This is a genomic window from Xanthomonas sp. AC360 (assembly GCF_979258225.1).
In genome coordinates this window covers 135,713-160,361 of record NZ_OZ409846.1, presented here as the reverse complement: position 1 = coordinate 160,361, position 24,649 = coordinate 135,713, and the positions used below count along the sequence as shown (strand labels likewise).

Genomic DNA, 24,649 nt, shown 5'->3' with positions numbered 1-24,649 from the left:
ATGGCACCGCAGTCGCTGCCGCTGCGCGATGTCCATCTGCCGCCGTCGCCATCGTGGTGGCCGTTGGCGCCGGGGTGGTGGCTGGTGATCGCTGTGGTCGTGCTGATGCTGGTTGGTGCGTGGTTCTGGTGGTGGCGCCGTCGTCGGCAGCAACGCAGCTGGTTGGCTGCCTTCGATGCCGAACTGCAGCATGCGACGACGCCTGCGCAGCGCTTGGCCACCTTGTCGATGCTGTTGCGCCGCGCGGCGCGCACGGTGGATACGCAGGCCGACCGCTTGCAGGGCGAGGCATGGTTGCAGTTTCTGGACGGGCGCAAGAGCAAGACGCAGGCGTTCTCGCAGGGATCAGGGCGGGCCTTGCTCGAAGGTGGGTTTCAACGCGCACCGGCGGTAACCGATCTGGATGCCGTGCAGGCGTTGGCGCGGCAACGTTTCTTGCGGTTGATGCGGGGCCAGCGATGAACTGGCTGCAGTGGTCGCAATGGCAGGACGCGTTGGCGCATTGCGCGTGGCCATGGGCGTGGTGGTTGATGCCGCTGCCGCTGCTGATGTGGTTCTGGCCGCAGCGCCGTGCCGACACGGCCGCGCTACGTGTGCCGTATGCCGATCAATTGCATGCAGTCGCCCAGGCACGGCGCGTGCCCGCCTTGCGCATGCCGCGCTGGCTGGCATGGCTGGGCTGGTTTCTGTTGTGCGCCGCGCTGGCGCGTCCGCAGCAATTGGGTGAGGTGATCCAGCCGCCGCGCGAGGCGCGGCAGATGATGCTGGCGGTGGATCTGTCCGGCAGCATGAGCGAGCCGGACATGGTGCTCGGCGGCAATGTGGTCGACCGCCTCACCGCCGCCAAGGCGGTGTTGTCGGACTTTCTGGATCGGCGCGACGGCGACCGCGTCGGCCTGCTAGTTTTCGGCCAGCGCGCCTATGCGCTGACACCGCTCACTGCTGACCTGACCTCCGTACGCGACCAGCTGGCCGACAGCGTGGTGGGGCTGGCCGGGCGCGAGACCGCCATTGGCGATGCGATCGCGTTGTCGGTCAAACGGCTGCGCGAACAGAAACAGGGCCAGCGCGTGGTGGTGTTGCTCACCGATGGCGTCAATACCGCCGGTGTGCTCAATCCGTTGAAGGCGGCCGAACTCGCCAAGGCAGAGGGCGTGCGTGTGCACACGATCGCCTTCGGCGGTCGCGGCGGTTACTCGTTGTTCGGCGTGCCGATTCCGGCCGGCGGCAACGACGATATCGATGAGGCGGGCTTGCGCAAGATTGCCGAGCAGACCGGCGGGCGCTTCTTCCGCGCCCGCGATACCGAAGAGCTGGCTGGCATCTATGCCGAGCTGGATCGACTGGAGCCGGTCAAGGCGGTCGGCCCATCGGTGCAGCCGCGTGTGGAGCGCTATCACTGGCCGTTGGGCGCAGCCTTGCTGATTGCCTTGCTTGCTTACGTACTGCCGCGGAGATGGCGATGAACGCGCTGTCTGAAGGACTGGCCGCATTGCATTTGCTGCGCCCGGATTGGCTGTGGGCGCTGTTGCCGATCGTGCCGGCAGCGCTGCTGTGGCACCTGCGTCGACGCAGCGCCAATGTGTGGCGCCACAGCGTGGACGCGCATTTGTTGCCGGCCTTGTTGGTTGCCGGTGGCCGGCGGGGCTGGTGGGGCTTCGTGCTGGCCGCGCTGACCTATGCGCTTGCGGTGGTGGCGATGAGCGGGCCGAGCTGGCGGCAGATCGAGCGCCCGGTGTTTCAATCGAGTATGCCGTTGGTGGTGGTGCTGGATCTGTCGTCCAGTAGCAATGCGACCGATCTGCCGCCATCGCGCCTGCTGCAGGCCCGCGCCAAACTGACCACGTTGCTGCGCAAGCGCGCCGGCGGCGACGTGGCGCTGCTGGTCTACGCCGGCGAAAGCTTTACCGTTGCGCCATTGACCGAAGACGCGGCCAACGTGGCGCTGTTTCTGGATGCGCTGTCGCCATCGGTGATGCCGGTGGACGGCAAACGTGCCGACAGGGCCATCGATGCGGCCGCCCGGCTATTGCAGCAGGCGGGCTTCAAACAGGGCGATATCCTGCTGGTCAGCGATAGCGCCGACGGCTCGGCGGAAAGCGCCGCACGCACCGCACGCGCAGGTGGGTTCCATGTTTCCGCACTCGGCGTAGGCAGCCCACGTGGCGCCGCCTACCGCACCGGCAGCGGCGAGATCGCGCAGGCAAAACTGGACGAGGCAAGCCTGCGCGACCTGGCCGGGCAGGGCGGCGGGCGCTACGCGCGCATCGCGCCGGACGACGCCGATCTGCAAGCACTGGGGGTGCTCGATCCCGCGCAACAGCCGCTGGCCGATGAAACCTCAGAAGCCAACGGTGGCAAGACCTGGCTCGACGAAGGCTACTGGCTCGTGCTGCCGGTGATGCTGTTTTCGCTGTTGGCGTTTCGACGCCGCGCAGTCGTGGCGATGGTCGCGTTGATGTGCGTGTTGCCGCTGGCGCAGCCTGCACAGGCGGCCGACGGCACTTTGTGGCAGCGCGCTGATCAGGTGCAGCAGCAGCGCCTGGATGCCGGCGTGCAGGCGTATCGCAAGGGCGACTTTGCCGCTGCGCAAAAGGCATTCGAAGGCGTGCCGACCGACGAGGGCCGGTACAATCTGGGCAATGCGCTGGCGCGACAAGGCCAGTACGACGAGGCGATTGCAGCCTACGATCGTGCGCTCAAGCAGCATCCCAAGCAGGCCGATGCGATCGCCAATCGCGCGGCGGTCGATGCAGCGCGCAAGCGCCAGCAGCAGAACGACAAGGATGGCAAAGGCCAGTCCAAGGATCAGAACCAGTCGGGCAAGAACAAGCCCGGTCAGGAGTCGTCCGGGCAAGACCAGCAGAACGCTAAAAACGCCGGCAAAGATGGGCAGAACACCCCAGGTGAGCAAGGCAAGCAGGACGGCAAGGATCCACCGTCCGACGCGCAGACACCGCAGGACGGCAAGTCGCAGCAGCAACCCTCCAAGGACGGCAAGGGCGAGCAGAGCAAGCAAGACACGCCACCGCAATCGGCCGATGCAAAGGCGCAGCAGCAGGCCGACGAGGCGCAGCGTCGCAAGATGCAGCAAGCCATGGCGCAGGCCGGCGACAAGGGCGCCGATGCGAAGGGCAAGCCGGAGGCCGCGATGGCAAGCGAGACGCCGGAGCAGCGCGAGCAACGTCAGGCAGTGGATGCGTGGTTACGGCGGGTGCCGGACGATCCGGGCAGCCTGCTGCGCACCAAATTCAGGCTGGAATACGAACGCAGACAACGGGACGGACGATGATCGGCACACACCACTTGCGCCGCGGTGCGATCGGCATGCTGGCGAGCATGATGTTGTTCGTTTGCACACCGGTGGGTGCGGTCACGCGCGCCTGGCTGGACCGCGACAGCGCCAATGCCGGCGACGTGGTCATGTTGAATATCGAAACCGACCAACGCGGCGTCGATCCGGATTACATGCCGTTGCGCAACGATTTTGCGCTGGGCGCCAAGAGCGCCAATCAGCAGATGCAGGTGACCAATGGGTCGGTGACGGTGCGCGCGTTATTCGGCGTGGTGTTGACGCCGCGCAAGAGCGGCGAGTTGATCGTGCCCGCGATCCGGGTCGGCAACGAACGCACCGAGCCACTGCGACTGCAGGTGGTGGCCTCGGCAAACGATCCGGCGAGCAATAGCACTGGAAATCGCAGTGGTGGTGGCAGCGCCGCTGCCAGCGGGTCAAGCGCAGCGCAGGGCAATGAAGAGGTCTTCGTCCAGACGCAGGTGGACGACCCGCAGCCCTACGTGCAGCAAAGTGTGGGCGTGGTGGTGCGGTTGTACTTCGCCAATCAGCTGGCCTCCGGCGAGCTCGATCTGGAAGCGCCCGATGGCGCATCGCTGCAACGCATCGGCGATGACGTCAGTTCGGTCAAGCTGGTCAACGGACGCCAGTACAACGTGGTGGAGCGGCGCTATCTGCTAGTGCCCGAGCGCAGCGGCCGCTTGCTGTTGCCGTCGGCGCGCTTCAATGGGCGCTCGGCGGGCGGTTTCTTCGATGATTATTTCGGTCGTGGCAATGGCGAACTGAGTGCGCGCAGCGCCAGCATTCCGCTGCAGGTGCGTGCGCAGCCGGCCACTGCGCCGCAGCCGTGGCTGCCGCTGCGTAGCCTGCAGTTGCGTTATACGGCCACGCCGCAACGCGCAACCGCCGGGGAAGCGACGCAGTTCGTGGTGGAAGCGAGCGCGCGTGGCGCCACCCAGGCACAGTTCCCCGAGTTGCCCACGCCGAGCGTGCCCGATGCGCAGGTGTTCGCCGAGCCGCCGCAATACGAAGAACGTTTTGTGGATGGCTCGCCGCAGCTGCGGCTGACCCGTCGCTATTCGATCGTGCCCAACCGCGCCGGCCCGTTGGTCGTGCCCGGTCTGCAGGTGGCGTGGTGGGACGTCGGCGCGGGCGCGGCAAAGACGGCTTCGGTGCCGGATCTGACCTTGGATGTGGCCGCGGGGAGTGGCGCTTTCGCGGCGCCTGCGCCTGCACCCGCCGCAAGCCCGTCGAGCACTGCTGCAGCGCCTGCGCCCACGGCTGGCACGCTGAGTCTGCAGCCGCCAACGCCAGCGCAACGGCCATGGGGCTGGATCGCCGCGTCGGTGGGTTTTGCGTTGTTATGGGTCATTACGCTGGTGTGGGCGTTGTTGCGTAAGCGCGGTGGCTTGCACAGTGCTCCCAGTGCCAACGGCAGCGATGCGCCCGTGCCTGGTCGGCGTGTGACACATGGCGTGGCCGAGTTGCGCCGCGCGCTGGATAGCGGTGGCATGGACGATGTGGCTACCGTGCTGTGCGGCATGGCTGGCGTGGCCGATATCGACAGCGTGCTGGCGGCGCTGGCGGATCCGGCCCAACGCGCTGCGGTGGCACGCATGCAGCGCGCCCGCTGGGGCGGCGATGGCGATGTGGCTGGCGCGCGTGCGGCATTGCGTGAGGCCTTTGCCAAAGGACCACGCTGGCGGCACGCGAGCGCTGCAGAACCTGAGGTGCTGGCGCCGTTGTATCCGCCAGCGACTTGATCGCCTGCGCGGCATCGGCGGCGGTCGACAGGTCATGAAGCGGCGGCTTAGTTGTGCATCGCTGTGGTTCTCAGAGCAGCTAACAACGCGTGTGTAGTCGCCAGTCGGCGCGGCTGGCGCTCTGAACTCAGGTCTCATTCGGACACTTCGGTTCTAAGCGCGTCGTCGACTCATGCGCCTGAATATTGTTTTCTAGGTTGTGTTCGTAGCTTCTAGTTCCGGAGATCAGCTGCGTTGCCGAAAACACGGTATTGCGGCTGCGATTTGGCTGCGAGGCCCTTGCCCGCCCACCATCGCGGGACACGCTGCAAGTACGTCCTTGTAAGCTCTTACGCGGCATCCATGCCGCGTAAGGTCCCGCGACGGTGAGCGGGCAAGGACCAATCAATAGTGTCGGTGTGCATGGTGCAAGCAAGGCATGACGCCTGCGTTCGGATAACGGCGCGTTTTGTCATCCTTCCAACTCAAGCAGATCAACGGCCACTTCGCTGCAGGGCCCTTGCCCACCCACCATCGCGGGACACGCCGCAAGTACGTCCGTTTAGGCTCTTTGGCGGCATCCATGCCGCCAAAGGTCCCGCGACGGTAAGCGGGCAAGGGCCGGTCACGATGGTCGGTGTGCATGGGCGAGTAATGCGTAAGTTCGCTCTGCGATCGATGGTGTTCGCTAGCGCTACCTTTTTGCGCCTACGTTTGCTGAAGTCGATAACGCAGTCACTTGCATCGGCAAACTAGCGTGCCACGCGCTGCGATCAGCTTTTTCAGGCAAACACCGATCAACGTCATGGTGCGGTGTCCTCGCCGCTTGCGGGACCGTGTGGCGGCATGGATGCCGCCACCGAGCCTCCAAGGACGGATTTACGGCGTGTCCCGGAAGTGGTGAGGGCACCGCGCCCTCGACCGGCTTGGCTTTAGAAGAGTCATCCGGTGTCAAAGCTCAAAGCCTCAGCCGCAGTGAAATGAGTTGATACCAAGTCCAAAGTCCCAGGCCCCGGCGCCAACCGCCAAGCGCCAAGCGCCAAGCGCAATGGCAGCCTGCATCGACACGAGCATCCAAGCGCGAGCATTCGACAAAGCAACCCACGAGCGCGTGCTGCAGTACAAGCGCGTGCTGCAGTAAGGGAATCGCTTCCTGATTCAAGCCGAGCCGGTCACTTGCCGGACCTGCGAGGCCTTGCGCGCGATGCGTGTGTTGCCGTCGCAACGCTCGCAGCAACTGCCCTTGAGAGGTACACCTACCCTCGGGCAGGTGCAGCGCGGCGTGGCTGCCTCGATGGCGTTTGTTAAGCTCCGGCCTTTGTGTCCAGATCAAGGCCCACCAGATGACTGCATCCCCAGCCGCACGCCGCCCGGGCCTGCCCCTGCATTGGAAGATGGGCATTGGGTTCGCCGTCGGCCTATTGCTGGGTCTGGCCGTCTACTATCTGGCCGGCAGCGATGCCGAGTGGGTGCGCCTGGCGACCAAGTACGTGACCACGCCGTTCTCGCAGATCTTCCTCAATTTGATCTTCATGCTGATCGTGCCGCTGTTGTTTTCGGCACTGGTGATGGGCATCTCCGAGATGGGCGACATCCGCGCGCTAGGCCGCGTGGGTTGGCGCACGTTGGGCTACACCGTCGTGCTGTCCGGCATCGCGGTGCTGCTCGGCCTGGTGCTGGTCAATGTGCTCAAGCCCGGTGCGGGCGTGGACCCGCAGCTGGCCAATCAGCTGATCCAGGAAAACGCCGAACGCACCCGCGAGATCATCTCCAGCTCCGGCACCCAGCCGCAGGGCATGGACATGCTGTTGTCGATCGTGCCCAACAACGTGGTCGCGGCCGCCTCGAGCAATGGCGCGATCCTGTCGCTGATGTTCTTTGCAGTGATGTTCGGCGTCGGCATGGTGCTGACCGCCGACGAAAAGGTCGCCACGCTCAAGCGCTGCATCGAAGGCATCTTCGAAATTTCGATGACCTTGATCGGGTTGGTGATCCGTCTGGCCCCGTATGCGGTGGCCTGCTTCATGTTCAACCTGGCCGCGCTGTTCGGGTTCGATCTGCTGATCCGCCTGGGCGCCTACGTGGGCGTGGTGGTGTTGGCGTTGGGCCTGCACATGGTGGTCAGCTACGGGCTGGCGGTGAAGTTTGCCGGGCGCTCGCCGCTGGGCTTCTTCAAGCAGACCCAGGAGGCCACGATGATGGCGTTCTCCACCGCCTCCAGTAACGCAACCCTGCCCACCGCCCTGCGCGTGGCCGATGAAATGGGCCTGCCGCCGCGCGTATCGCGCTTTGTGCTCACCGTCGGCGCCACCGCAAACCAGAACGGCACCGCGCTGTTCGAGGGCGTCACGGTGATCTTCCTGGCGCAGTTCTTCAATGTCGACCTGAGCATCGGCCAGCAGTTCATGGTGATGCTGGTCTGCATCCTGGGCGGGATCGGCACCGCCGGCGTGCCGTCGGGCTCGCTGCCGGTGGTGGCGCTGATCTGCGCGATGGTCGGGGTCAATCCGGTCGGTATCGGCATGATCCTGGGCGTGAATCACTTCCTGGATATGTGCCGCACCGCACTCAATGTCACCGGCGATCTGGCGTTGACGACCCTGGTGGCCAAGGGCGAGGAATAGGGAATCGAGAATGGGTAAGAGCGGGCTGGTGCGATCGGTACGGGTGATGTGAGGTTCCGTCGCAGCGGTGGCTGTGGTGCGAGCGGCGTTAGCCGCCAAGCTGCAACACTGCATCCGATTCCCCATTCTCAATTCTCCATTCCCGCACCCCCCAATCCCGGCCCCGCTAACACGCTCTGTGGGAGAATAGGCGTCTCCGCTTCCAGCGGTGTTCCCCTCCGCTTCCATAGACGCCCATGACCCAGCCCACCCGCCGCCAGCTGGCCAACGCCATCCGTTTTCTCGCCGCAGATGCGGTCGAAGCCGCCAAATCCGGCCATCCGGGCATGCCCATGGGCATGGCCGATATCGCCGAAGTGCTGTGGAACGATTATTTCCGGCACAACCCGAACAACCCGCAGTGGTTCAACCGCGACCGCTTCGTGCTGTCCAACGGCCACGGCTCGATGCTGCAGTACGCGTTGCTGCACCTGACCGGTTACGACTTGCCGATCGAGCAGCTCAAGCAGTTCCGCCAGTTGCACAGCAAGACCGCCGGCCACCCCGAGCGCAGCGAAACCCCCGGCGTGGAAACCACCACCGGTCCGCTGGGGCAGGGGTTCGCCAATGCAGTGGGCTTTGCGCTGGCCGAGAAGTTGCTGGCGCAGCGCTACAACCGCCCGGAACTGCAGATCGTCGACCACCGGACCTGGGTGTTCATGGGCGACGGTTGCCTGATGGAAGGCATCTCGCACGAAGCCGCCTCGCTGGCCGGTACCTGGGGCCTGGGCAAGCTGGTCGCGTTCTGGGACAACAACCATATCTCCATCGACGGCAACACCGATGGCTGGTTCAACGACAACACACCGGCACGTTTCGAAGCGTACGGCTGGCACGTGATCCGCGATGTGGACGGGCACGATGCCGACAAGATCAAGGCGGCGATTGAAGCGGCGCTGGAAAACAGCGACAAGCCGACCCTGATTTGCTGCCGCACCAAGATTGGCTTCGGTGCGCCCACCAAGGCCGGCAAGGAATCCTCGCACGGCGCGCCGCTGGGCAAGGAAGAGCTGGAAGGTGCCCGCAAGGCGCTGGAATGGCCGTATGGTCCGTTCGAAATTCCCGAAGAAATCTACGCCGGCTGGCGCGCAGGTGGCACCGGCACGCTGCGTCAGGCCGAGTGGGAGCAGTTGTTCGACAAGTACGGCAAGCAGTACGCGGCCGAAGCTGCCGAACTGACCCGTCGCTCGCACGCCGAGCTGCCGGCCGACTTCATCGCCCAGGCCGATGCCTACATCGCCAAGGCGCAGGAAGACGGCCAGACCATCGCCTCGCGCAAGGCCTCGCAGCTGGCGATCGAAGCGTTTGCGCCGTTGCTGCCCGAGTTGATCGGCGGCTCGGCCGATCTGGCGCACTCCAATCTGACCCTGTGGAAGGCCAGCAAGTCGGTGGCCACCGACGACCCGGATGCCAACTACGTGTATTACGGCGTGCGCGAGTTCGGCATGACCGCCATTGCCAATGGTTTGGCGCTGCATGGCGGCTTCATTCCGTTCGACGCCACCTTCCTGGTGTTCAGCGACTACGCGCGTAATGGCGTGCGCATGAGCGCGTTGAATCCGGCGCATGCCATCCACGTGTACACGCACGACTCGATCGGCCTGGGCGAAGACGGCCCGACCCATCAGCCCGTGGAGCACCTGGCGTCGCTGCGCTACATCCCCAACAACGATGTATGGCGCCCGGGCGATGCGGTGGAATCGGCGGTGAGCTGGAAGGCCGCAATCACCCGTAAGGACGGCCCGAGCTGCCTGATCTTCAGCCGCCAGAATCTGCAGCACCAGCCGCGCAGCGCCGAGCAGATCAAGCTGATCGAACGCGGTGGCTACGTGCTGGCCGACGCGGAAGGCGGCACGCCGGACGTGATCCTGATCGGCACCGGTTCGGAAGTGGGCCTGGCGGTGGAAGCCAAGAAGACGCTGGATGCGGCCGGTTTGAAGACACGCGTGGTGTCGATGCCGTCCACCGATGTGTTCGATCGCCAGGATGCGGCGTATCGCGAATCGGTGTTGCCCAATGCAGTGCGCAAGCGCGTGGCGGTGGAAGCGGGCGTGACCGGCTTCTGGCGCAAGTACGTCGGCCTGGATGGCGATGTGGTTGGTATCGACACCTTCGGCGCCTCGGCCCCGGCCGATCAGCTGTACGCGTACTTCAAGATCACTGCCGAGCATGTGGTGCAGGCGGCGAAGGCGCTGTAAGCGCGCAGCCTTGCGGATAAGAAAAACGCCGGCCACTGCCGGCGTTTTTTGTTGTGGCTGCCAGTGACGTCATCGTTGGATGCGCACATTGCTGCAGAATCGGTTGCGGGTCTCGGCCTTCGTGATGGTGAGAGGGCGCAGTGCCCAGGTGGCGGGTCTGCGTTGCAGAGCGCGTCTGCGCGTGGGGCAAGCAGTCGCGGCATGCCGGTGATGCAAGAGTGCTGCACCACGCAGCACCAGGCCGCCGGATGGCTGTGCAGTAGTGGCGTCCGCCGCTCCTAGCGCGCGTGCTTCGCCAGCGTCTCTGCACGAATCCGTTCCAGTACCTCCAACTGCGCGTCCATCATGGTCGGGTTGGGGTCGTGCCCGGTGCGCGGTAGCGGCAAAAACGCCTTGCTCGGGGCAGAAATCGCATCGAAATAGGCCTTGCTGACCTCTGCTGGCGTGACCAGGTCCTGGTCGCCCTGCAACAGATAGACCGGCATGGCGAAGCGGGTGCCCAGTGTGCGCAGATCGATGCCGGGGCCCATGCCGTCGCCGTGCAGACCGACAAACTGCAGGAACGAATAATCCTCTCCTGCCTCGTACGCGGCGCGGTATTCCGGCGTGTCGTAGTCCGGCGCGAAGGTGAACCAGCCCGCGGGCGCAGGCTCGGTCTGCAGCGCTTCGTAGGTGCGGGTCAGGCGCCGCAGGATGCCGAAGTTGCGTGGGTTGGTCCACGGCGGAGGGCCTATCTTTTCCAGTTTGCCGATGGCCTCGGTATCGCTGGCCGCGCGCGCCAGCTGCAATGTCTTTGCGTAACTCGCCGCCATGTCGTCCTGGTAGTTGGCCAGTTGCGCGGTGCCGACATAGGCCTGAAACAGGTCCGGTTGCGCCATGGCGATATTGACCGCCAGCGCCGACCCCCACGAGCCACCCATGAGGATCAAGGTGCGCTTGCCTAGCCGTTGCGTGGCATAGCGGGCGATCGCCACGCCATCGTCGGTCAGCCGCTGCACGGTCAACGTGTCGCCATCGGCCGGCGTGCTGGCAGCGTAGGTCTTGCCTGCGCCGCGCTGATCCCATTGCACGATGGTGAAGTGCTGCGTCCAGCTGCCGAACAACTGTTGCGCAAAGGGCGTATTGGGGTTGCCCGGCCCGCCGTGCACGATCAGCACGACCGGGTTGCGGCAATCCTGCCCGTCGATGGTGACCCATTGCGCGATGCCGCCGATCTGCACAAGGCCGGATTCCGTAACACTGGTGCCCGGCTGCTGGCAGGCAGCGCTCACTGCGACTTCTTCCGCGTGTGCGTCGACGACAGCAGAGACGCAAAGCAGCAACAGCGCGCCACTCTTCCAAGTCTTCTTCATGCGATCCCTCGTGGTGCTGCGTGTTTGCGCTACGCAAAGCCAGTCCTGCGGCGCTCAGCCGAGTATCACCGCAGCGTGAGTCCGGCTGCAATGCAGATCGCAGCAGTGCGCGATCTATCGGTTGATCGCTGGTCCTCGCTTGTACCTACACGCCACTACGCTGATCAGTTTGCGAGTCGCGTGGGGCTGGGATCTGCGATGGCCGGGCGATGCAGGCGCAGGTGTCAGCGGTGGCGATGGTCGTGCTGACCAGGCCGTTGTGATCGCGCTCCCTATGTTCTCGCCAGTGGGCACCGCTTTCGCGCACTAGCGCTGCAGCCGGTGCAGTGCGCCGATGTGTCCGTGCTGCATGCGAGCGACGCCTCGATGTGCTGTCCGCTTGGCCGACGAGCGTGTACTGGTCGAGGCCGCTGGCAGGCGCAAAACCTTGCTGTGGCGTTCGCTTGAGCCGGCCTTCCTGCCGGCCGACCCTGACGTCGCCTATTTAAAATGTGAATCATTCCCATTAAAATGTTGCACTGCCGCGATTTCGCGGTGCGTCCTCCCCCTGTATACCGCCGCCTTCGCGTGGCGGCTTGCCCTCGACTGTCTGCGCCGGAGCTGTAATGAATCGTCTTACCGTAATGCGTCTTCTTCTCATTGGGGCGCGCCCGCGCGCGCTGTCGCATGCGGTGTTCGCCGCGCTGTGCACATTGTCGGCAGGTCAGGCCATGGCCGAAACGCCGGCCGGCGATGCCGAGGTCACCACGCTGGACCGGCTCAACGTGCAGGGCGAGCTGGTCAAGGGCTATACGGTGGAAAAGACCACCGCCGGTACACGCATGAACCTGTCGCTGCGCGAGATTCCGCAGTCGGTCAGCGTGATCACGCGCGACCGCATGGACGACCAGAACCTGCAGAGCATCACCGATGTGCTCAACAACGTCTCCGGTATCTCGGTGGCCCAGAGCGATAGCGAACGGCTGGAGTTCTATGCGCGCGGTTTCTACATCGACAACTACCAGTTCGATGGCATTCCGGCGTACATGGAGCAGGCCTGGAGCTATGGCGATTCGGCGTTGGACGTGGCGTTGTACGACCGGGTGGAAGTGGTGCGTGGCGCCACCGGCCTGCTGACCGGCTCGGGCAACCCGTCGGCGTCGATCAATCTGGTACGCAAGCATGCAGTGAGCCGCGACTTCACCGGTAGCGTGTCGGTGGGCGGTGGCGACTTCAACAAGACCCGCAGCGTGGCCGATGTCACCGTGCCGTTGAGCCCCGAAGGCACCGTGCGCGCACGCGTGGTCGGCGTGTATCAGGACGGCGAATCCGATATGGATCGCTATAACCTGCGCAAGAAGATCGGCTCGGCGATCATCGATGCCGACCTCACCGACAGCACCTTGCTGAGCGTGGGTTACGAATACCAGAAGAAGGAATCCGACGACGTCACCTGGGGCGGTTTTCCGCTGTTCTACAGCGATGGTACCCGCACCAACTACGACCGCTCGTTCAATCCCGCCGCCGACTGGACGTTCTGGGACACGCGTCTGCAGCGTACCTTCGCCAGCCTGCAACAGAGCTTCAACAACGGTTGGACCCTCAAGGCCAATGTGAGCCACGAGAAGACCGAAGCATCCAATCACCTGTTCTATCCGTTCTATACGATCTTCGGCTTCGACCGCGCCACCGGCGGTGGCGTGGTGCCGTATTCGGGCAACTACCAGACCGAGCGCAAGGCCGATGGCGCCGACGTCTACGCGGAAGGTCCGTTCCAGTTGTTTGGCCGCGAGCATCATCTGGTGGCCGGCGCCAGCTACAACCGCCGCGAGTACGTCAACAACGGCACCTTCGATTTCCCGGCGCCGCTGGACAGCTACCTCGGCTGGAACGGCGCGTATCCGGAACCCAACTGGAGCCCGCGCACAGTGCAGAGCGAAGGCACCATCAAGCAGAAGGCCGCCTATGTGGCCGCACGTTTTTCGCTGGCCGAGCCGCTGACGCTGCTGGTGGGCGCGCGCTATACCGATTGGCAAATCGATGGCGGCAACGCCGATGCGGCGCAGGGGCTGGTGCCGTTCTCCGATAGCCAGACCGAAGTCACCCCGTACGCCGGTCTGGTCTACGACATCAACGACGTATGGTCGACCTACGTCAGCTACACGGAGATCTTCAACCCGCAGACCTTGCGCGATGCCAACGGCAGCTACCTCGATCCGCTGAGCGGCAAGGGCTACGAAGCCGGCGTCAAAGCCGCCTGGTTCGACGACCAGCTCAACGCCTCGCTGGCGCTGTTCCGCATCGAGCAGGACAACCTGGGCGTGGCCACCGGCGGCTTTGTGCCGGGCAGCAGCGAGTCTGCTTATGAGGCGGCCAATGGCGTGGTCAGCGAAGGCTTCGACTTCGAGCTGTCCGGCCGTCTGGCCACTGGCTGGAATGCGACCTTCGGTGCCTCGCACTACACCGCCCGCGATGACAGCGGCACGTCGATCAATACGCACCTGCCGCGCACCACCATCAAGTTGTTCAACAGCTACACCCCGCAAGGTGCGTGGAGCGACCTGACCGTGGGCGGCGGTATCAATTGGCAGAACCGTTCGTACTACGTGGACCCGGTATACGGCACGTTCCAGCAGAGTGCCTACACCTTGGTCAGCGCATTCGCACGTTACCGTCTGTCGCCTCAGTTCTCGGTGCAGCTCAACGTCGACAACCTGCTCGACAAGCGCTACTACGCGCAATTCAATGGCGGCTACGGCGCATGGGGCGCATCGCGCAACGGTATGCTGACCTTCAACTACAACTTCTGATCGAGGGCGACGTCAGCTGGTTTGACGTTCGATCCTGCTGAAGTGACACAGGCACCTGCAAGGGTGCCTGTGTTTTTTTGTGTGTCGGGTCGCTCTGTGCCGACGTATCGCGGAGCTTGCGGTGGCGGTGGAACAAATTCGCGCGGCATGTCGCAAAGGCTGTTTACAGCTGTTGCCAGGAATGCAGTGACAGCGCTGCAGGAGTGATGCGCGAGTTTCATCGTTCGATCGAAACGCAGCATCTTCTCCACGCGATCGCGATCGCAACTGCAATCGCACTCTCTCAAGGCAACAACGGCTGCAACTGCGGTGCCATCACTTCGGCTACCCAGTCCATGAAGGCGCGTACGCGCTGCGGCAGATGGCGGCGTTGTGCGTAGAGCAAGGTGACCGGCATCGGCTCGGGTGCCAGATCGGCCAGCACTTCGATCAGTACGCCGCTGTCCAGATGCGGGCGTAACGGGCTGGCTGGTGCCTGGATGATGCCCAGCCCCGCCAACGCAGCAGCCAGATACGCATCGCCATTGTTGACCGTCACCGGGCCGCGCATGGGCAGCAGTTGGTAGCGCTGCCCATCGTGATATTCGAAGCCGGGCGAGCGCTGCCCGAGCGTCGGCACGTAATGCACCAGATCGTGCTGCGCCAGATCGTCCAGGCACGTTGGCATGCCGCGGCGCGCAAGATACTCGGTGCTGGCGCAGCTGACGATGCGGAACGCGCCCAGCGGGCGTGCGACCAGGCTGGTGTCTTCCAGCGTGCCCACACGCAGCACGCAGTCGAACCCCTCGCGCACCACATCCACGCGGCGGTCGGTGCCGCTGATTTCTATTTCCAGCTGTGGATGCCGTGCCAGAAACGCGGGCAACGCGGGGATCACGAAATGACGCGCGATGCCCGCCGACATATCCACGCGAAGGCGACCGCGCAGCTGCCCATGCTCGCGCTGAAACATGCTGTGCAACTCGTCCATGTCGTCGAGCAGGTCGCGGCTGCGCTGATAGAACGCCGTGCCGTCGCCGGTGAGTTGCACACGGCGTGTGGTGCGATGCAAAAGCTGTGTGCCGAGAGATGCCTCCAGCCGCTGCACGGCGGTCGACACGCTGGCCTTGGGTAAGCCAAGGGTGTCGGCGGCGCGGGTGAAACTGCCCAGCTCGGCAACGCGCAAAAAGGCGCGCAAGGATTCCAGGGTGTCCATCGATTGGTCGATTATCTTGAACGGTGCAATCAGCGTGAGCCGATTTATGTAGCGCAGCAAGCGCAATAGCCTGGGCCACACCCACTACGGAGCGTGCCGATGTCGACCACCACCCCACCTATCACCGTGATCACCGGCGGCAGCCGCGGCCTGGGTCGCAATGCCGCGCTTGCGCTCGCTTCCGAGGGCAACGATATCGTGCTGACCTACCGCAGCCAGGCCGACGAAGCCGCCGCAGTGGTGGCAGAGATCCAGGCACTGGGCCGGCGCGCGCATGCGTTGCTGCTGGATGTTGCACAGGCCGAGACCTTCAGCGCATTCGCCGCGCAGCTCAAGGATGTGCTCGCCGATTGGGGGCGCACGCAGTTCGATGCGCTGGTCAACAATGCCGGTACCGGATTGCATGCGGCCATTGCCGATACCACGCGCGCGCAGTTCGATGCGCTGGTGGATATCCATCTCAAGGGGCCGTACTTCCTCACCCAGGCGCTGCTGCCGCTGATCGCCGATGGCGGGCGCATCCTCAACGTGTCGAGCGGCCTCGCGCGCTTCGCGCTGCCGGGTGCGTCGGCCTACGCGATGATGAAGGGCGGGGTGGAAGTGTTCACCCGTTATCTTGCAAAAGAGTTGGGCGCGCGTGGCATTCGCGCAAATACGCTGGCGCCGGGCGCTATCGAAACCGACTTCAATGGCGGTAGCGTGCGCGACAACGCGCAGGTCAATGCGATGGTGTCCTCGGTCACGGCACTGGGCCGGCCCGGTCTGCCGGACGACATCGGGCCGGTGGTGGCAGCGTTGCTCGCACCCGGCACCGGATGGATCAATGCACAACGCATCGAGGTCTCGGGCGGGATGTTGATCTGATTTGATGAGTCAGACAGTGCGGCGATGCCGTTCGACGACATCACCGCTTGCAAGCCAGCGCATTGCGGGGAGCGCGATGACGATGCGCGGCGATGTATGCCAGGCGTTGCGTCGTTGCCTCACTGCAGGGGCTGATCGCCATGCAATACGGGATAGGGGTTCAACGCCTCTCCCTTCCACCACTGCTTTTCCGGTCCCAGGCGATGAATCTCGAAGTGCAGATGCGGTGCTGCCGGATTGGCATTGCCGGTGCTGCCGACATAGCCGATCACCTGGCCACGTTTGATGGATTGCTTTTCCGCCAAACCATCGGCGTAGCGTTCCAGATGCGCGTAGTAGTAGCAGTACGTGCCGCCGGGCTCGAACTGGTACACGGTCAGCCCACCGCGTTCGCTGTCGAACAGTTTTTCGACCGTGCCATCTGCCACCGCAAGTACCGGCGTGCCGGCCGGCGCCAGGATATCGATGGCGTCATGCACGCGGCCTTCGCTGCGTGCGTCGGTGAAGGTGTCCTGCAATGTGCTGCGGTCGATGCCCTGTACCGGGATCAGCAGGCCGGTGCCCGCTGATGTCGTACTGGCTGCCGGAGTAGAAGCAGGCGGTGCGGGCGCGGCCGGACTTGGCTGTGCAGGCACAGCATCCGATGGCAGCGATGTCGGTGCGGGTTGCGCAGCAGGTGCAGCAACCACTGCAGTGTCGGTGGGCTGCGCAACCACAGTCGGCGCACTCGCCGACGGCGTGACTGTTGCCTCCGGAGCGCCGCGTTCCAGCCACCAATAGCCGCCTGCACCGATTGCCACGCCTGCAACCAGGATCATCAGCAGTTTCATGCTTACTCCTGCATCACGACCGGGACCGACGGGCCGACCACGCTGGCCAGATTGACCACGTCCCAATTGGTCAGACGCACGCAACCATGCGATTCGGTCTTGCCGACATGGCCGGGCTCCGGCGTCCCGTGCAGACCGTAATGCGGTTTGGACAGGTCGATCCACACCCGGCCAACCGGGTTGTTCGGGCCTGCCGGCAAGGTGGCTTTTTGATCGCCTTTTTTCGCGTCCCAGAACAGCTTGGGGTTGTACTTGAACACCGGTTCGCGCGAGATGCCCAGGATCTTCCAGCGCCCGATCGGCAATGGATCGTGCTTGCTGCCCGACGACACCGGGAACTGCGCATAGACCTTACCGTCGGCATCGAACAGACGCAGCGTCGAGTCGGATTTGTCCACGACCAGCTTGGCCGGTTTGGCCAGCGGCGCAACGCCGTCGATGTTGGGAACCTGGATCACGCCGCCGGCCTTGCTGAACTCCACGCCGGAGTTGAGCTGGCGTAGCAGCGCCGGGTCGGCGTGGAAGCGCTCGCCCAGTGACTCATCCACCGAGGTATAGCCGAGCGAAGGTAGCTTGGCTTGCTCTGCGGGACCCTTGGGAATTGGCTGGAACGGGCCGGCAACGTCGGCATCGGTGAGCGTGTATTGCACCAGCGCCGGCGTGCTGTCGGCCTGCAGTGCCTGCCAGGTGGCGTCGTCCAGTTCGCCGGTCACCTTGATGTTGTGCGCGGCCTGAAACCCGGACACCGCGCGCTTTTGATTCGAGCCACGTTCGCCATCGATCTGGCCCGGCGAAAAATGCGCGCGGTCCAGCAGTACCTGTGCATGCAGATCCGAGCGTGGGCCGGTCGCCACGGCCTTTGCGGCAGGCGTAGCCGTCGGCGCAGGTGAGGCTGCAGGCGCGGGTTGCTGTGCCTGTGCCAGCGCAGATAGCGAAGCGCTCAACGACAGAGCGAGCAAACAAACGCGAGCGTAAGAGCGTGATGGCATGTGCAGATCCGGGAAAGGCATGCGCGCACCTTGCCCGACCGGGCTGCGCTTTCTGCGTGAAATGGCTGCACGTTGACTGACTTGAGACGTGGTATCGCTGCGGCCAGTGGCCAAGCACGACGATACGGTGCTGCGTTGCGCGACCGCCTGCGCGACACCGCCATGTTGCGCGCGGTGTCGCGGACAGGTGTGCATGTGCAAGTCCGCACCATCAGCCGGAAATCGACCGCCTGCCTCATGCGCAGACAATCGGCCGATGACCTGTGCGCCCACGTCCGAGCGCACGCATTTGGCCGCGTGCCGCACACGCTTTGTCGTCAGTAGGTATAGCCCACTGTCAACAGGTACGCCCGTCCGGTCTGCACATAAGCGCCATCGGCGCCGGGGTCGTAGGCCATGTAGCGATCGGACTTGCCCTGGGTTTCGTAGAACGTGGCGGCATTGAGCAGGTTCTTGGCCGATACGCCCACGTCGACGTGGTGCGGCAGGTGATAGGTGGCGCTGAAGTCCAGTGACTTGACCGGCTGCAGGTAGTAATTGAGCCGGTCGCTGGTCAGCCCCAGCAATTGCAGGCCGGTGTAGTGGTAGCTCAGGTCTGCGCGCAGGTGCGCATCGCCGTAGAACAGATCCAGGTTGTAGATGCGCTCGGGCGCACGCGGTAACCAGGTTTTTTCCGGCTGATCGGCCCGTTTGCTGTCCGCTTCGCTGCGCTGCAGGGTGAGGTTGGCGGTGACGCCAAGGTTGCTCCAGATGCCCGGCAAGTTCTGCAAACGCTTGCTGCCGGCCAGCTCCAGCCCGTACAGCGTGGCGGTGCCGCCGTTCTGCGGCATGGTCACCGGCACGCCGTTTTCGAAGGTGGTGCCGGTGGGCACCAATCCGCCGAGTGTGTTGTCGTTGCTGGTGGCCGACTGCGAGGTATAGATGAAGCCGGTGATGCGCTTGTAGTAGGTCGAGGCGCTGAGCACGCCGCCGTTGTGGTCGTAGAACTCGGCCGACAGGTCGGCGTTGTCGGCCTTGCTCGGCTGCAGCTCGGGGTTGGGTTTGGAAATGCCGACCACGCGCTGGGTGTCATCGATGGTGTACACCGTCTCGCCGGAAATCAGGCCAAAGGCCGGGCGGCTGAAACTGCGGCGCAGCGAGGCGCGGTAGACGGTGAGATCGTCGGGCCGATAGTTGATGCTGATGCCGGGCAACACTTGCCCATAGGTGCTGCCGGTGCCGACGAAATTGCCGCTGTTGCCGTCGCCGCTGGATTGCCAGGAATCGGCTGAGTAGCGGGTCAACTCATAGCGCACGCCGGGCAGGATGCTGACCTGACCGATATGCAGCGCGGCCATCGCGTAGCCCGAATAGATCGCTTCGGTGCTGGAGGTGGTGTTGGCGTTGTAGTCGTTGGCGGTATAGACGCCCGCGCCGTTCGGGTCGTCGATGTATTTGTAGGGCAGTGCTTGCGCGCGCATCCAGTTGCGATCCAGCAGTTTGAACGGACCTGCGTAATGCCCATCGAAGGCGTTGTAGGTAAGACGGCCGGGAATGGCGCTCAGCGGCGGCCCGCCAGCGGTGGGTAAGGCGTAATTGGGGCCGCCGAAGTACGGCCCGTTGGTGACTAAGTTGCCGTCCTTGTGGAAGAACGGGTGATCGTAGGCGCCGCGGTCGGAGTGATCGGCAGACAGGCCAACCTTGACGCTGTCCAGCACATCGCCATCGACCTGGTAGGTGATATCGGTATGCGCGTTGATGCGGTTGTCGTGACTGCCGGCGTCGTGGCCTTGCACTTTCCACAGCAGCGACGAATCCAGGTTGTAGAAGAAGTCCTTCAACGTCGCCGCGCTGGGGCCGATGCTGGGGTAGGTCGGGTCGCTGAGGTCGAAGGCGAAGCTGCCCGGGGTAAAGCCATACAGACTGGCCGACACATAATCCGGCCGGCTGCGCGTGCCACGCCCCGCCGAAGCGCCGTAGTCGAAGCGCAAACGGTCCAGCGTGGTCTGCCCGCCAAGCTGCAAGGTCGCCAGCTTCTCGTCGATGTCGTGGGTATTGAAATAGCCGCCGCGCACCGCCGTGGGTTGGTTGAGATAGGTTTCCAGGCGTGCGCTGGAGTGATCCTGCTGCCCGGTGACGCCGTAGCTGCCGTAGATGGCGCGCGCATAGAGCGCACTGGTGTCGCCTTGCCAATCGAGCGACAGGTTGCCGCCATAGCGTTCGATCTGGCTGGTGTACACGCTGTATTTGTAGCGCGTGCTGATCAACGGGCCGACAGCGCGCAGATCGGTTGCATTGGCCAGTGCGGGATCGGCCGGCACGTATTTGCTGTTGGGTGCCGGTGCCTGCGCCATGTTGTTGTTCTTGCCGTAATAGGCCGATGCGTAGACGCCAAACGCATGGTCGCTACCGAATTTCCAGGCGATTTCCTGCTGGAATGTGCCGCCGGTATGCTTGCCGCCCAGGTGCGAGGCCAGCGTGTTGAGCTGCCCTTGCGCGGTGCTCTTGGCATACACGTCCTGGCCGAAATCAAACGCGTTGGGCGTGCGCATGTCGATCGCACCGCCAATCGCATCGCCGGGCATGTCGGGTGTGGGCGACTTGGACACCTGCACCGACTGGATACCGAACGGCGCCAGCATGTTCAAGGAGATCGCGCGCGTCGACGCATCGGTTTCCGGCATGCCGAAGCCGTTGAGCGTGTACGCGTTGTAGCTGGCGTCCATGCCGCGGATGCTGACGTAGGCGTTCTCGCCGGTGGTGGCCTGGCCCAGATGCATGTCGCTGTACGACGACAGACCCGGCAGATGCGCCACGACATCGGCGATGCCGCCCGAAGGGATGGCATCGATCTGCTGCTTGCTCATCACGCTGTTGACGCTGCTGGATAGGCGTTGCTCGTTGAGCGAACCGGGCGTGGCGGCATGCTTGGCCTGCACGTTGACCGAATCCAGCGTGGTGGTGGCCAGCTCGGGCGTCTCGGCCAATACGGGTGCAGACAGCACCAATGCGATGGCGCAGCTCAGGCGATGGATGGTGCGGGGAGTGTACATACGGGGGGCTCGTGTAAGAGCAGCTAATAAACCTGCTGTGCAGTCGTCAGGCGGGCGCGTCCGGTGCTCGGTGCGGCATGTACCACGCGTACACGCCGGTTCCTCCGCGCCGTCCACACCCATCTGACGACTGCTCGCTACGTTTTTTTAGCCGCTCCAAGTGAAAGGAACGTCTGGCCGTGACGCGGGCGCAGGCGTGCAGTGCCGATGCCTTCCATTGCGGCGGGTCTGTGTGCATCTATGCGATGTGCGCCAACGCCAGTGGCGCCGATCAGTGACTCAGATCGACGCCCTTGCAGTGCGTTGGCGGCCGCTGCGGATTGCAGCGCGCCACCGCATCGCCATCCAGGCGCACCTCGTAACCGGTATTGGCCGGCTCGTGCGCGGGAAAGTCGGTGCTCAGCAGCTGCGCACCACTGGCCAGCATGCTGTCGCGGCGGGTGGTGTCGTGTTGCTGTGCTTCTTTGAGGTCTGCATCGGTTCGCGTGCGCACCAGGTAGCCGGCCTTTACCAGTTGCGTAATCGTGTCGGCAGGTCCGTCGTTGAGTTCGGTGAATGCGGCATCGTCTTCGCCAGGCACGGCATTGGTGAAACAGACCCGGCCACGCAGCGACGGATGCCCCGGCAGATAGCTAGCCCCGGCGGTACGTTGGTCGAGCAAAAACACCACCTTGCCGCGCGTCTCGGCCAACGAGGGCCAGCCATGCGCACGCACCGCCGCGTTGAGCGTGCGCGCGCTGCCACGCACCTGGTCGGGGCTGACGTATTCGCCCGGTCGAAAGACCGAGCGCAGTTCTGCATCCAATGCATCCATGGCCTTTGCATCGAACGGCTCAGGCTGCACGCTGGGAAAGCCCAGCTGCACAGGCGCCTGCTTGGTTTCCAGCAGGATGAAGATCGGCACGTGCCCGGGGTGTTGCCTGGACCAGTCGCGCACCTGCTGCAGGCAGGCGATCAGCGGCTGGCACGTGCTGCGCTGGTCAACGTCCTGCACGTGCATGACCTTGAAGCCGGGTGTGTCCATCACGCCGGCGGGTGCGCTGGCCGGTGCTGGCGGCAGCCCGGCCTTGGCCATCTGCGCGGCGATCGCCGGGTGTGCGTAGCGACCACCCTGGGCATCGGCAAACACGTCCAGTTCCAGTTGCCTGACGCCATCGTCCAGTTGTTGCGTCAGCGGCGGATGTCGGTAATCCAGTGCCGCAAACAACGCGGGATTGAGCTGTTTCAGCAGCGTGGCTTCGCTGGGTGCAAACCCGGCGTGGTAGCTGTTGTGGCTGCCGATGTATTGCAGATCGGTGAGGCGCGGCGCAGCAGCTAGCGCAAGATTGCTGATGAGCAAGGCGGCAAACAGTGCAGCGTGCGGCAGCTTGCTTCGTTCGATGCGCGACTGCTTCGCTTTGCGGTGGATGGCTGAACAACGTGCGGGAAAAACCGGAACAAAACCCATGCGGCGACGCCAGGAAACAAGGTGGTCGCCATCATCCGGGCGTAGCTTGACGCACATCTTTCCGCAGTGTTGCCGTCGTGCGTCAGTCGCTTCGAGACGTGCAGGTGAATCTAGTGAATCACTAGAGTGGCTAACGCAACGTAGCGAGCAATCATCAGGTGGGTGCGGACGGCGCGCGCAGAGCCTCAGGGTACGAGTGGTACATGCCGCACCGAGCACCTAGCACCGACCGCGCCCGCCTGGCGGCCGCACAGTAGTTCTGTTAGCTGCTCTAAATGACTAGTTTCATCGTGGTGTTGTTTGGCGCAGCGCATAGACCAGCAATCGTGCCTGGAGACGCTCCCCAATCGTGCGCGGTGTGTCCAATGCTATGCGCTGCAGGCAGGCCGCGTCGTCGGCCGTATCGGTCGCGCGCGATGTCACTGCACGCGCCAGCGTTGCCAGCATCGCGCCCTTGCTGGCGGTGGCGCGTTTGAGCCATGTCAGTGCGCGTAGCAAGCGTTGTTCGATCGCGGTGAAATCGCTGCCAAGCGGATAATCGGGCAGGCTGCCATCGCGTCGAAATGGCGCCAGCGCCTGTTCAAGCGCGTCAGGCGTGTTGCGTTGTGCGCGCGCAGGTAACACGGGTGCCGTGCGTAGCTTGCGTGACTGGGCGGCCTGCGCAAGCAGCGCGTCCTGAAAGCGCGCATCGCAGATGCCGGCCATTTCCAGCACGCACTCCTGATCGGTCTTGTGGCGCAGATCGGCGATGCCGTACTCGGTGATGTAGATGTCGCGCAGATGGCGGGGAATCGTGGTGTGGCCGTAACTCCAGCGCACATTGCTGGCGGCGTCTGCGCCGGCATCGCGGGTGGCGCGCAGCATCAAGGTGCTGCGTGCCTGCGGCAGGGCGTGCGCCATTGCGACAAAGTTGTATTGCCCGCCGACGCCGGAGACCACGCGGCCATCTTCCAGGCCATCGGAGACCGCCGCACCGAGCGCGGTGGCCATCATGCAGGAATTGAAGAAGCGTGCATCGCGGCGCTGCAGCCGCTCCAGTGCTTCATTGCCGCCATACAGCTGATTGATCTCGCTGATGCGGCGCATGCCGATGGCATTGCGGGTGTCGGCATCCAGATCGCGCAGCCATTGATAGAAGTCCGGCGAGCCGAGATAGAACGCGCCGTGCAGGAACTCGCCTTCGTTTGCCAGGCGCGCTTGGTCGGCGGCATCAGCGCTGCCATCGGCGATGCGCTGCATCAGCGGTAGATCGTCGTGCACCTTGCGACGGATCACGCCGCTGTCCACCAATTGCTTGAAGCCTTCGTTGAGCATTTCGCTGCAGCCATACAAACCAATCGCAAACGGCTCAAGGCCGCCGCTGGCACGCACGCTGGGGTGCGCCTCCAGGGTTGGATCCAGCGCCTGCAGCACGCGGCGATAGGTCGCATTGTCGGTATGCCGCAGCACCAAGGCATGACTCAATGCGTCGGCCAGCGTACCGATGCCGATCTGCAAGGTGCCGCCATCGCGCACCAGCGTGCTTGCATACAGGCCGATGGCGTAATCGACGGTCGTCACCGGTTGCCGCGGCAGGCCGAACAGACGCGGCGAAGGGCCGGGCAGGTCGATGATCAGATCGAAGAACGCTGCATCCACCGCGGCAGCGCCACCCATCCACGGCAGCTGCGGGTCCACTTCGGCCACCAGCAGCGGGCGTGGCAGGCCCAATGCCTGCACGGCGTCCAGCGTGTCCTGGGTGATGTCGTTGTTGCACGACAGCGACAGCCGCGTACCACCGGGTTCGCGCGCGACTTTCTGCACGATCAGATTCGGCGCGCGCTGCGCCACTGCGGCCGCGGCATGTGTGTAGTTCAAGCTGGTGTAATCGGCCTGCGCCTGCGTGGACTGCAGCAGGCCGCCGGACTGCATGTAGAACTCTTCCACCTGCACATGCGCCGGCAAGGCATCGCGCAACATGGCATCGACATATGCAAGCCGCGGGAAGTCCTCGCCGAAGTGACGTGCGATAAACCCAGCCGCAAAGCGCGCCTCAAGCCCCTTGCCGGGTCTGGGCGGATTGAGCGACAACGCGGTATACAACGCCAGTGGACGTGCGGGCGTGTTCTCGATCTGCGCGTACAAGGCATTCAACAGCCGATGCGGCTTGCCAATGCCCAGCGGTGCACCCACCCGCAACGGGCCGTCGATGCGTTGCAGGATGTGCGCGACGGCAGTGTCCAGATCAGTGACGTATGTAGGCATGCGCGAGAGCGT

Annotated in this window: 15 protein-coding genes and 2 other RNA genes; 9 read left to right on the top strand and 8 right to left on the bottom strand. The window is 64.3% G+C overall.

The genetic code is table 11. From position 1 onward, the window contains the following. The 6 genes from ACZZ0O_RS00640 to tkt all read left to right on the top strand — a co-directional run bounded on the left by ACZZ0O_RS00640 (nucleotide 1) and on the right by tkt (nucleotide 9,895). Nucleotides 1-462 carry a DUF4381 domain-containing protein gene (locus tag ACZZ0O_RS00640; protein ID WP_463592526.1) on the top strand — a complete coding sequence of 154 codons (462 nt, stop codon included), beginning with the start codon at nucleotides 1-3 and terminating at the stop codon, nucleotides 460-462. Beyond that, on the top strand, nucleotides 459-1,466 hold the full coding sequence (locus tag ACZZ0O_RS00635) for a vWA domain-containing protein (protein ID WP_115513757.1): 1,008 nt from the start codon (nucleotides 459-461) through the stop codon (nucleotides 1,464-1,466). Before ACZZ0O_RS00640 ends, ACZZ0O_RS00635 begins: the two co-directional genes overlap by 4 nt. Further along, nucleotides 1,463-3,292 (top strand): VWA domain-containing protein, encoded by a 1,830-nt coding sequence (locus ACZZ0O_RS00630; RefSeq protein ID WP_463591942.1) that lies wholly within the window; start codon nucleotides 1,463-1,465, stop codon nucleotides 3,290-3,292. The genes ACZZ0O_RS00635 and ACZZ0O_RS00630 overlap by 4 nt, the downstream gene beginning before the upstream one ends. After that, nucleotides 3,289-5,055, top strand: coding sequence for a BatD family protein (locus ACZZ0O_RS00625; RefSeq protein WP_463591941.1), 1,767 nt, complete (start codon nucleotides 3,289-3,291; stop codon nucleotides 5,053-5,055). The genes ACZZ0O_RS00630 and ACZZ0O_RS00625 overlap by 4 nt, the downstream gene beginning before the upstream one ends. A 1,322-nt stretch (nucleotides 5,056-6,377) precedes the next feature. Beyond that, complete coding sequence (locus ACZZ0O_RS00620; protein ID WP_323522257.1) at nucleotides 6,378-7,658, top strand: dicarboxylate/amino acid:cation symporter; 1,281 nt, start codon at nucleotides 6,378-6,380, stop codon at nucleotides 7,656-7,658. A gap of 236 nt (nucleotides 7,659-7,894) precedes the next feature. Then, the gene (tkt, locus tag ACZZ0O_RS00615; protein WP_055848685.1) at nucleotides 7,895-9,895 is read left to right on the top strand and encodes a transketolase; all 2,001 of its coding nucleotides are present in this window, start codon (nucleotides 7,895-7,897) and stop codon (nucleotides 9,893-9,895) included. A gap of 278 nt (nucleotides 9,896-10,173) precedes the next feature. Here the strand turns inward: tkt and ACZZ0O_RS00610 are convergent, their stop codons facing one another. Continuing rightward, nucleotides 10,174-11,115: an alpha/beta fold hydrolase gene (locus tag ACZZ0O_RS00610; protein WP_463592525.1), complete on the bottom strand. Its 942-nt coding sequence runs from the start codon at nucleotides 11,113-11,115 to the stop codon at nucleotides 10,174-10,176. A gap of 737 nt (nucleotides 11,116-11,852) precedes the next feature. On the opposite strand from ACZZ0O_RS00610, the gene fhuE reads away from it, so the two are divergent. Further along, the gene (gene fhuE, locus ACZZ0O_RS00605; protein ID WP_463591940.1) at nucleotides 11,853-14,036 is read left to right on the top strand and encodes a ferric-rhodotorulic acid/ferric-coprogen receptor FhuE; all 2,184 of its coding nucleotides are present in this window, start codon (nucleotides 11,853-11,855) and stop codon (nucleotides 14,034-14,036) included. Nucleotides 14,037-14,319: 283 nt separating this feature from the next. Here fhuE and ACZZ0O_RS00600 read toward each other — a convergent pair whose 3' ends face one another. Continuing rightward, nucleotides 14,320-15,297 (bottom strand): LysR family transcriptional regulator, encoded by a 978-nt coding sequence (locus tag ACZZ0O_RS00600; protein ID WP_463592524.1) that lies wholly within the window; start codon nucleotides 15,295-15,297, stop codon nucleotides 14,320-14,322. A 33-nt stretch (nucleotides 15,298-15,330) separates the two neighbouring features. On the opposite strand from ACZZ0O_RS00600, the gene ACZZ0O_RS00595 reads away from it, so the two are divergent. Further along, complete coding sequence (locus ACZZ0O_RS00595) at nucleotides 15,331-16,095, top strand: SDR family NAD(P)-dependent oxidoreductase (RefSeq protein WP_463591939.1); 765 nt, start codon at nucleotides 15,331-15,333, stop codon at nucleotides 16,093-16,095. A 119-nt stretch (nucleotides 16,096-16,214) separates the two neighbouring features. Here ACZZ0O_RS00595 and ACZZ0O_RS00590 read toward each other — a convergent pair whose 3' ends face one another. The 3 genes from ACZZ0O_RS00590 to ACZZ0O_RS00580 form a co-directional block, all read right to left on the bottom strand. After that, nucleotides 16,215-16,925, bottom strand: a complete 711-nt coding sequence (locus tag ACZZ0O_RS00590; RefSeq protein ID WP_463591938.1) for a M23 family metallopeptidase — start codon at nucleotides 16,923-16,925, stop codon at nucleotides 16,215-16,217. Nucleotides 16,926-16,927: 2 nt separating this feature from the next. Continuing rightward, on the bottom strand, nucleotides 16,928-17,914 hold the full coding sequence (locus ACZZ0O_RS00585; protein WP_463591937.1) for a L,D-transpeptidase family protein: 987 nt from the start codon (nucleotides 17,912-17,914) through the stop codon (nucleotides 16,928-16,930). A 317-nt stretch (nucleotides 17,915-18,231) separates the two neighbouring features. Beyond that, nucleotides 18,232-20,946 (bottom strand): TonB-dependent receptor, encoded by a 2,715-nt coding sequence (locus tag ACZZ0O_RS00580; protein WP_463591936.1) that lies wholly within the window; start codon nucleotides 20,944-20,946, stop codon nucleotides 18,232-18,234. A gap of 77 nt (nucleotides 20,947-21,023) precedes the next feature. Between ACZZ0O_RS00580 and ACZZ0O_RS00575 the strand changes: the two genes are divergently transcribed. After that, nucleotides 21,024-21,099, top strand: a non-coding RNA gene (locus ACZZ0O_RS00575) — sX9 sRNA. 118 nt (nucleotides 21,100-21,217) lie between these two features. Here the strand turns inward: ACZZ0O_RS00575 and ACZZ0O_RS00570 are convergent. The 3 genes from ACZZ0O_RS00570 to ACZZ0O_RS00560 all read right to left on the bottom strand — a co-directional run bounded on the left by ACZZ0O_RS00570 (nucleotide 21,218) and on the right by ACZZ0O_RS00560 (nucleotide 24,637). Continuing rightward, a complete protein-coding gene (locus tag ACZZ0O_RS00570) occupies nucleotides 21,218-22,393 on the bottom strand; it encodes a phosphatidylinositol-specific phospholipase C1-like protein (RefSeq protein ID WP_463591935.1) in 1,176 nt (391 codons plus the stop codon). A 128-nt stretch (nucleotides 22,394-22,521) separates the two neighbouring features. Then, a non-coding RNA gene (locus ACZZ0O_RS00565) (sX9 sRNA) lies at nucleotides 22,522-22,598 on the bottom strand. An 80-nt stretch (nucleotides 22,599-22,678) separates the two neighbouring features. Next, nucleotides 22,679-24,637, bottom strand: a complete 1,959-nt coding sequence (locus ACZZ0O_RS00560; protein WP_463591934.1) for an acetyl-CoA hydrolase/transferase C-terminal domain-containing protein — start codon at nucleotides 24,635-24,637, stop codon at nucleotides 22,679-22,681. Nucleotides 24,638-24,649 lie beyond the last annotated feature (12 nt).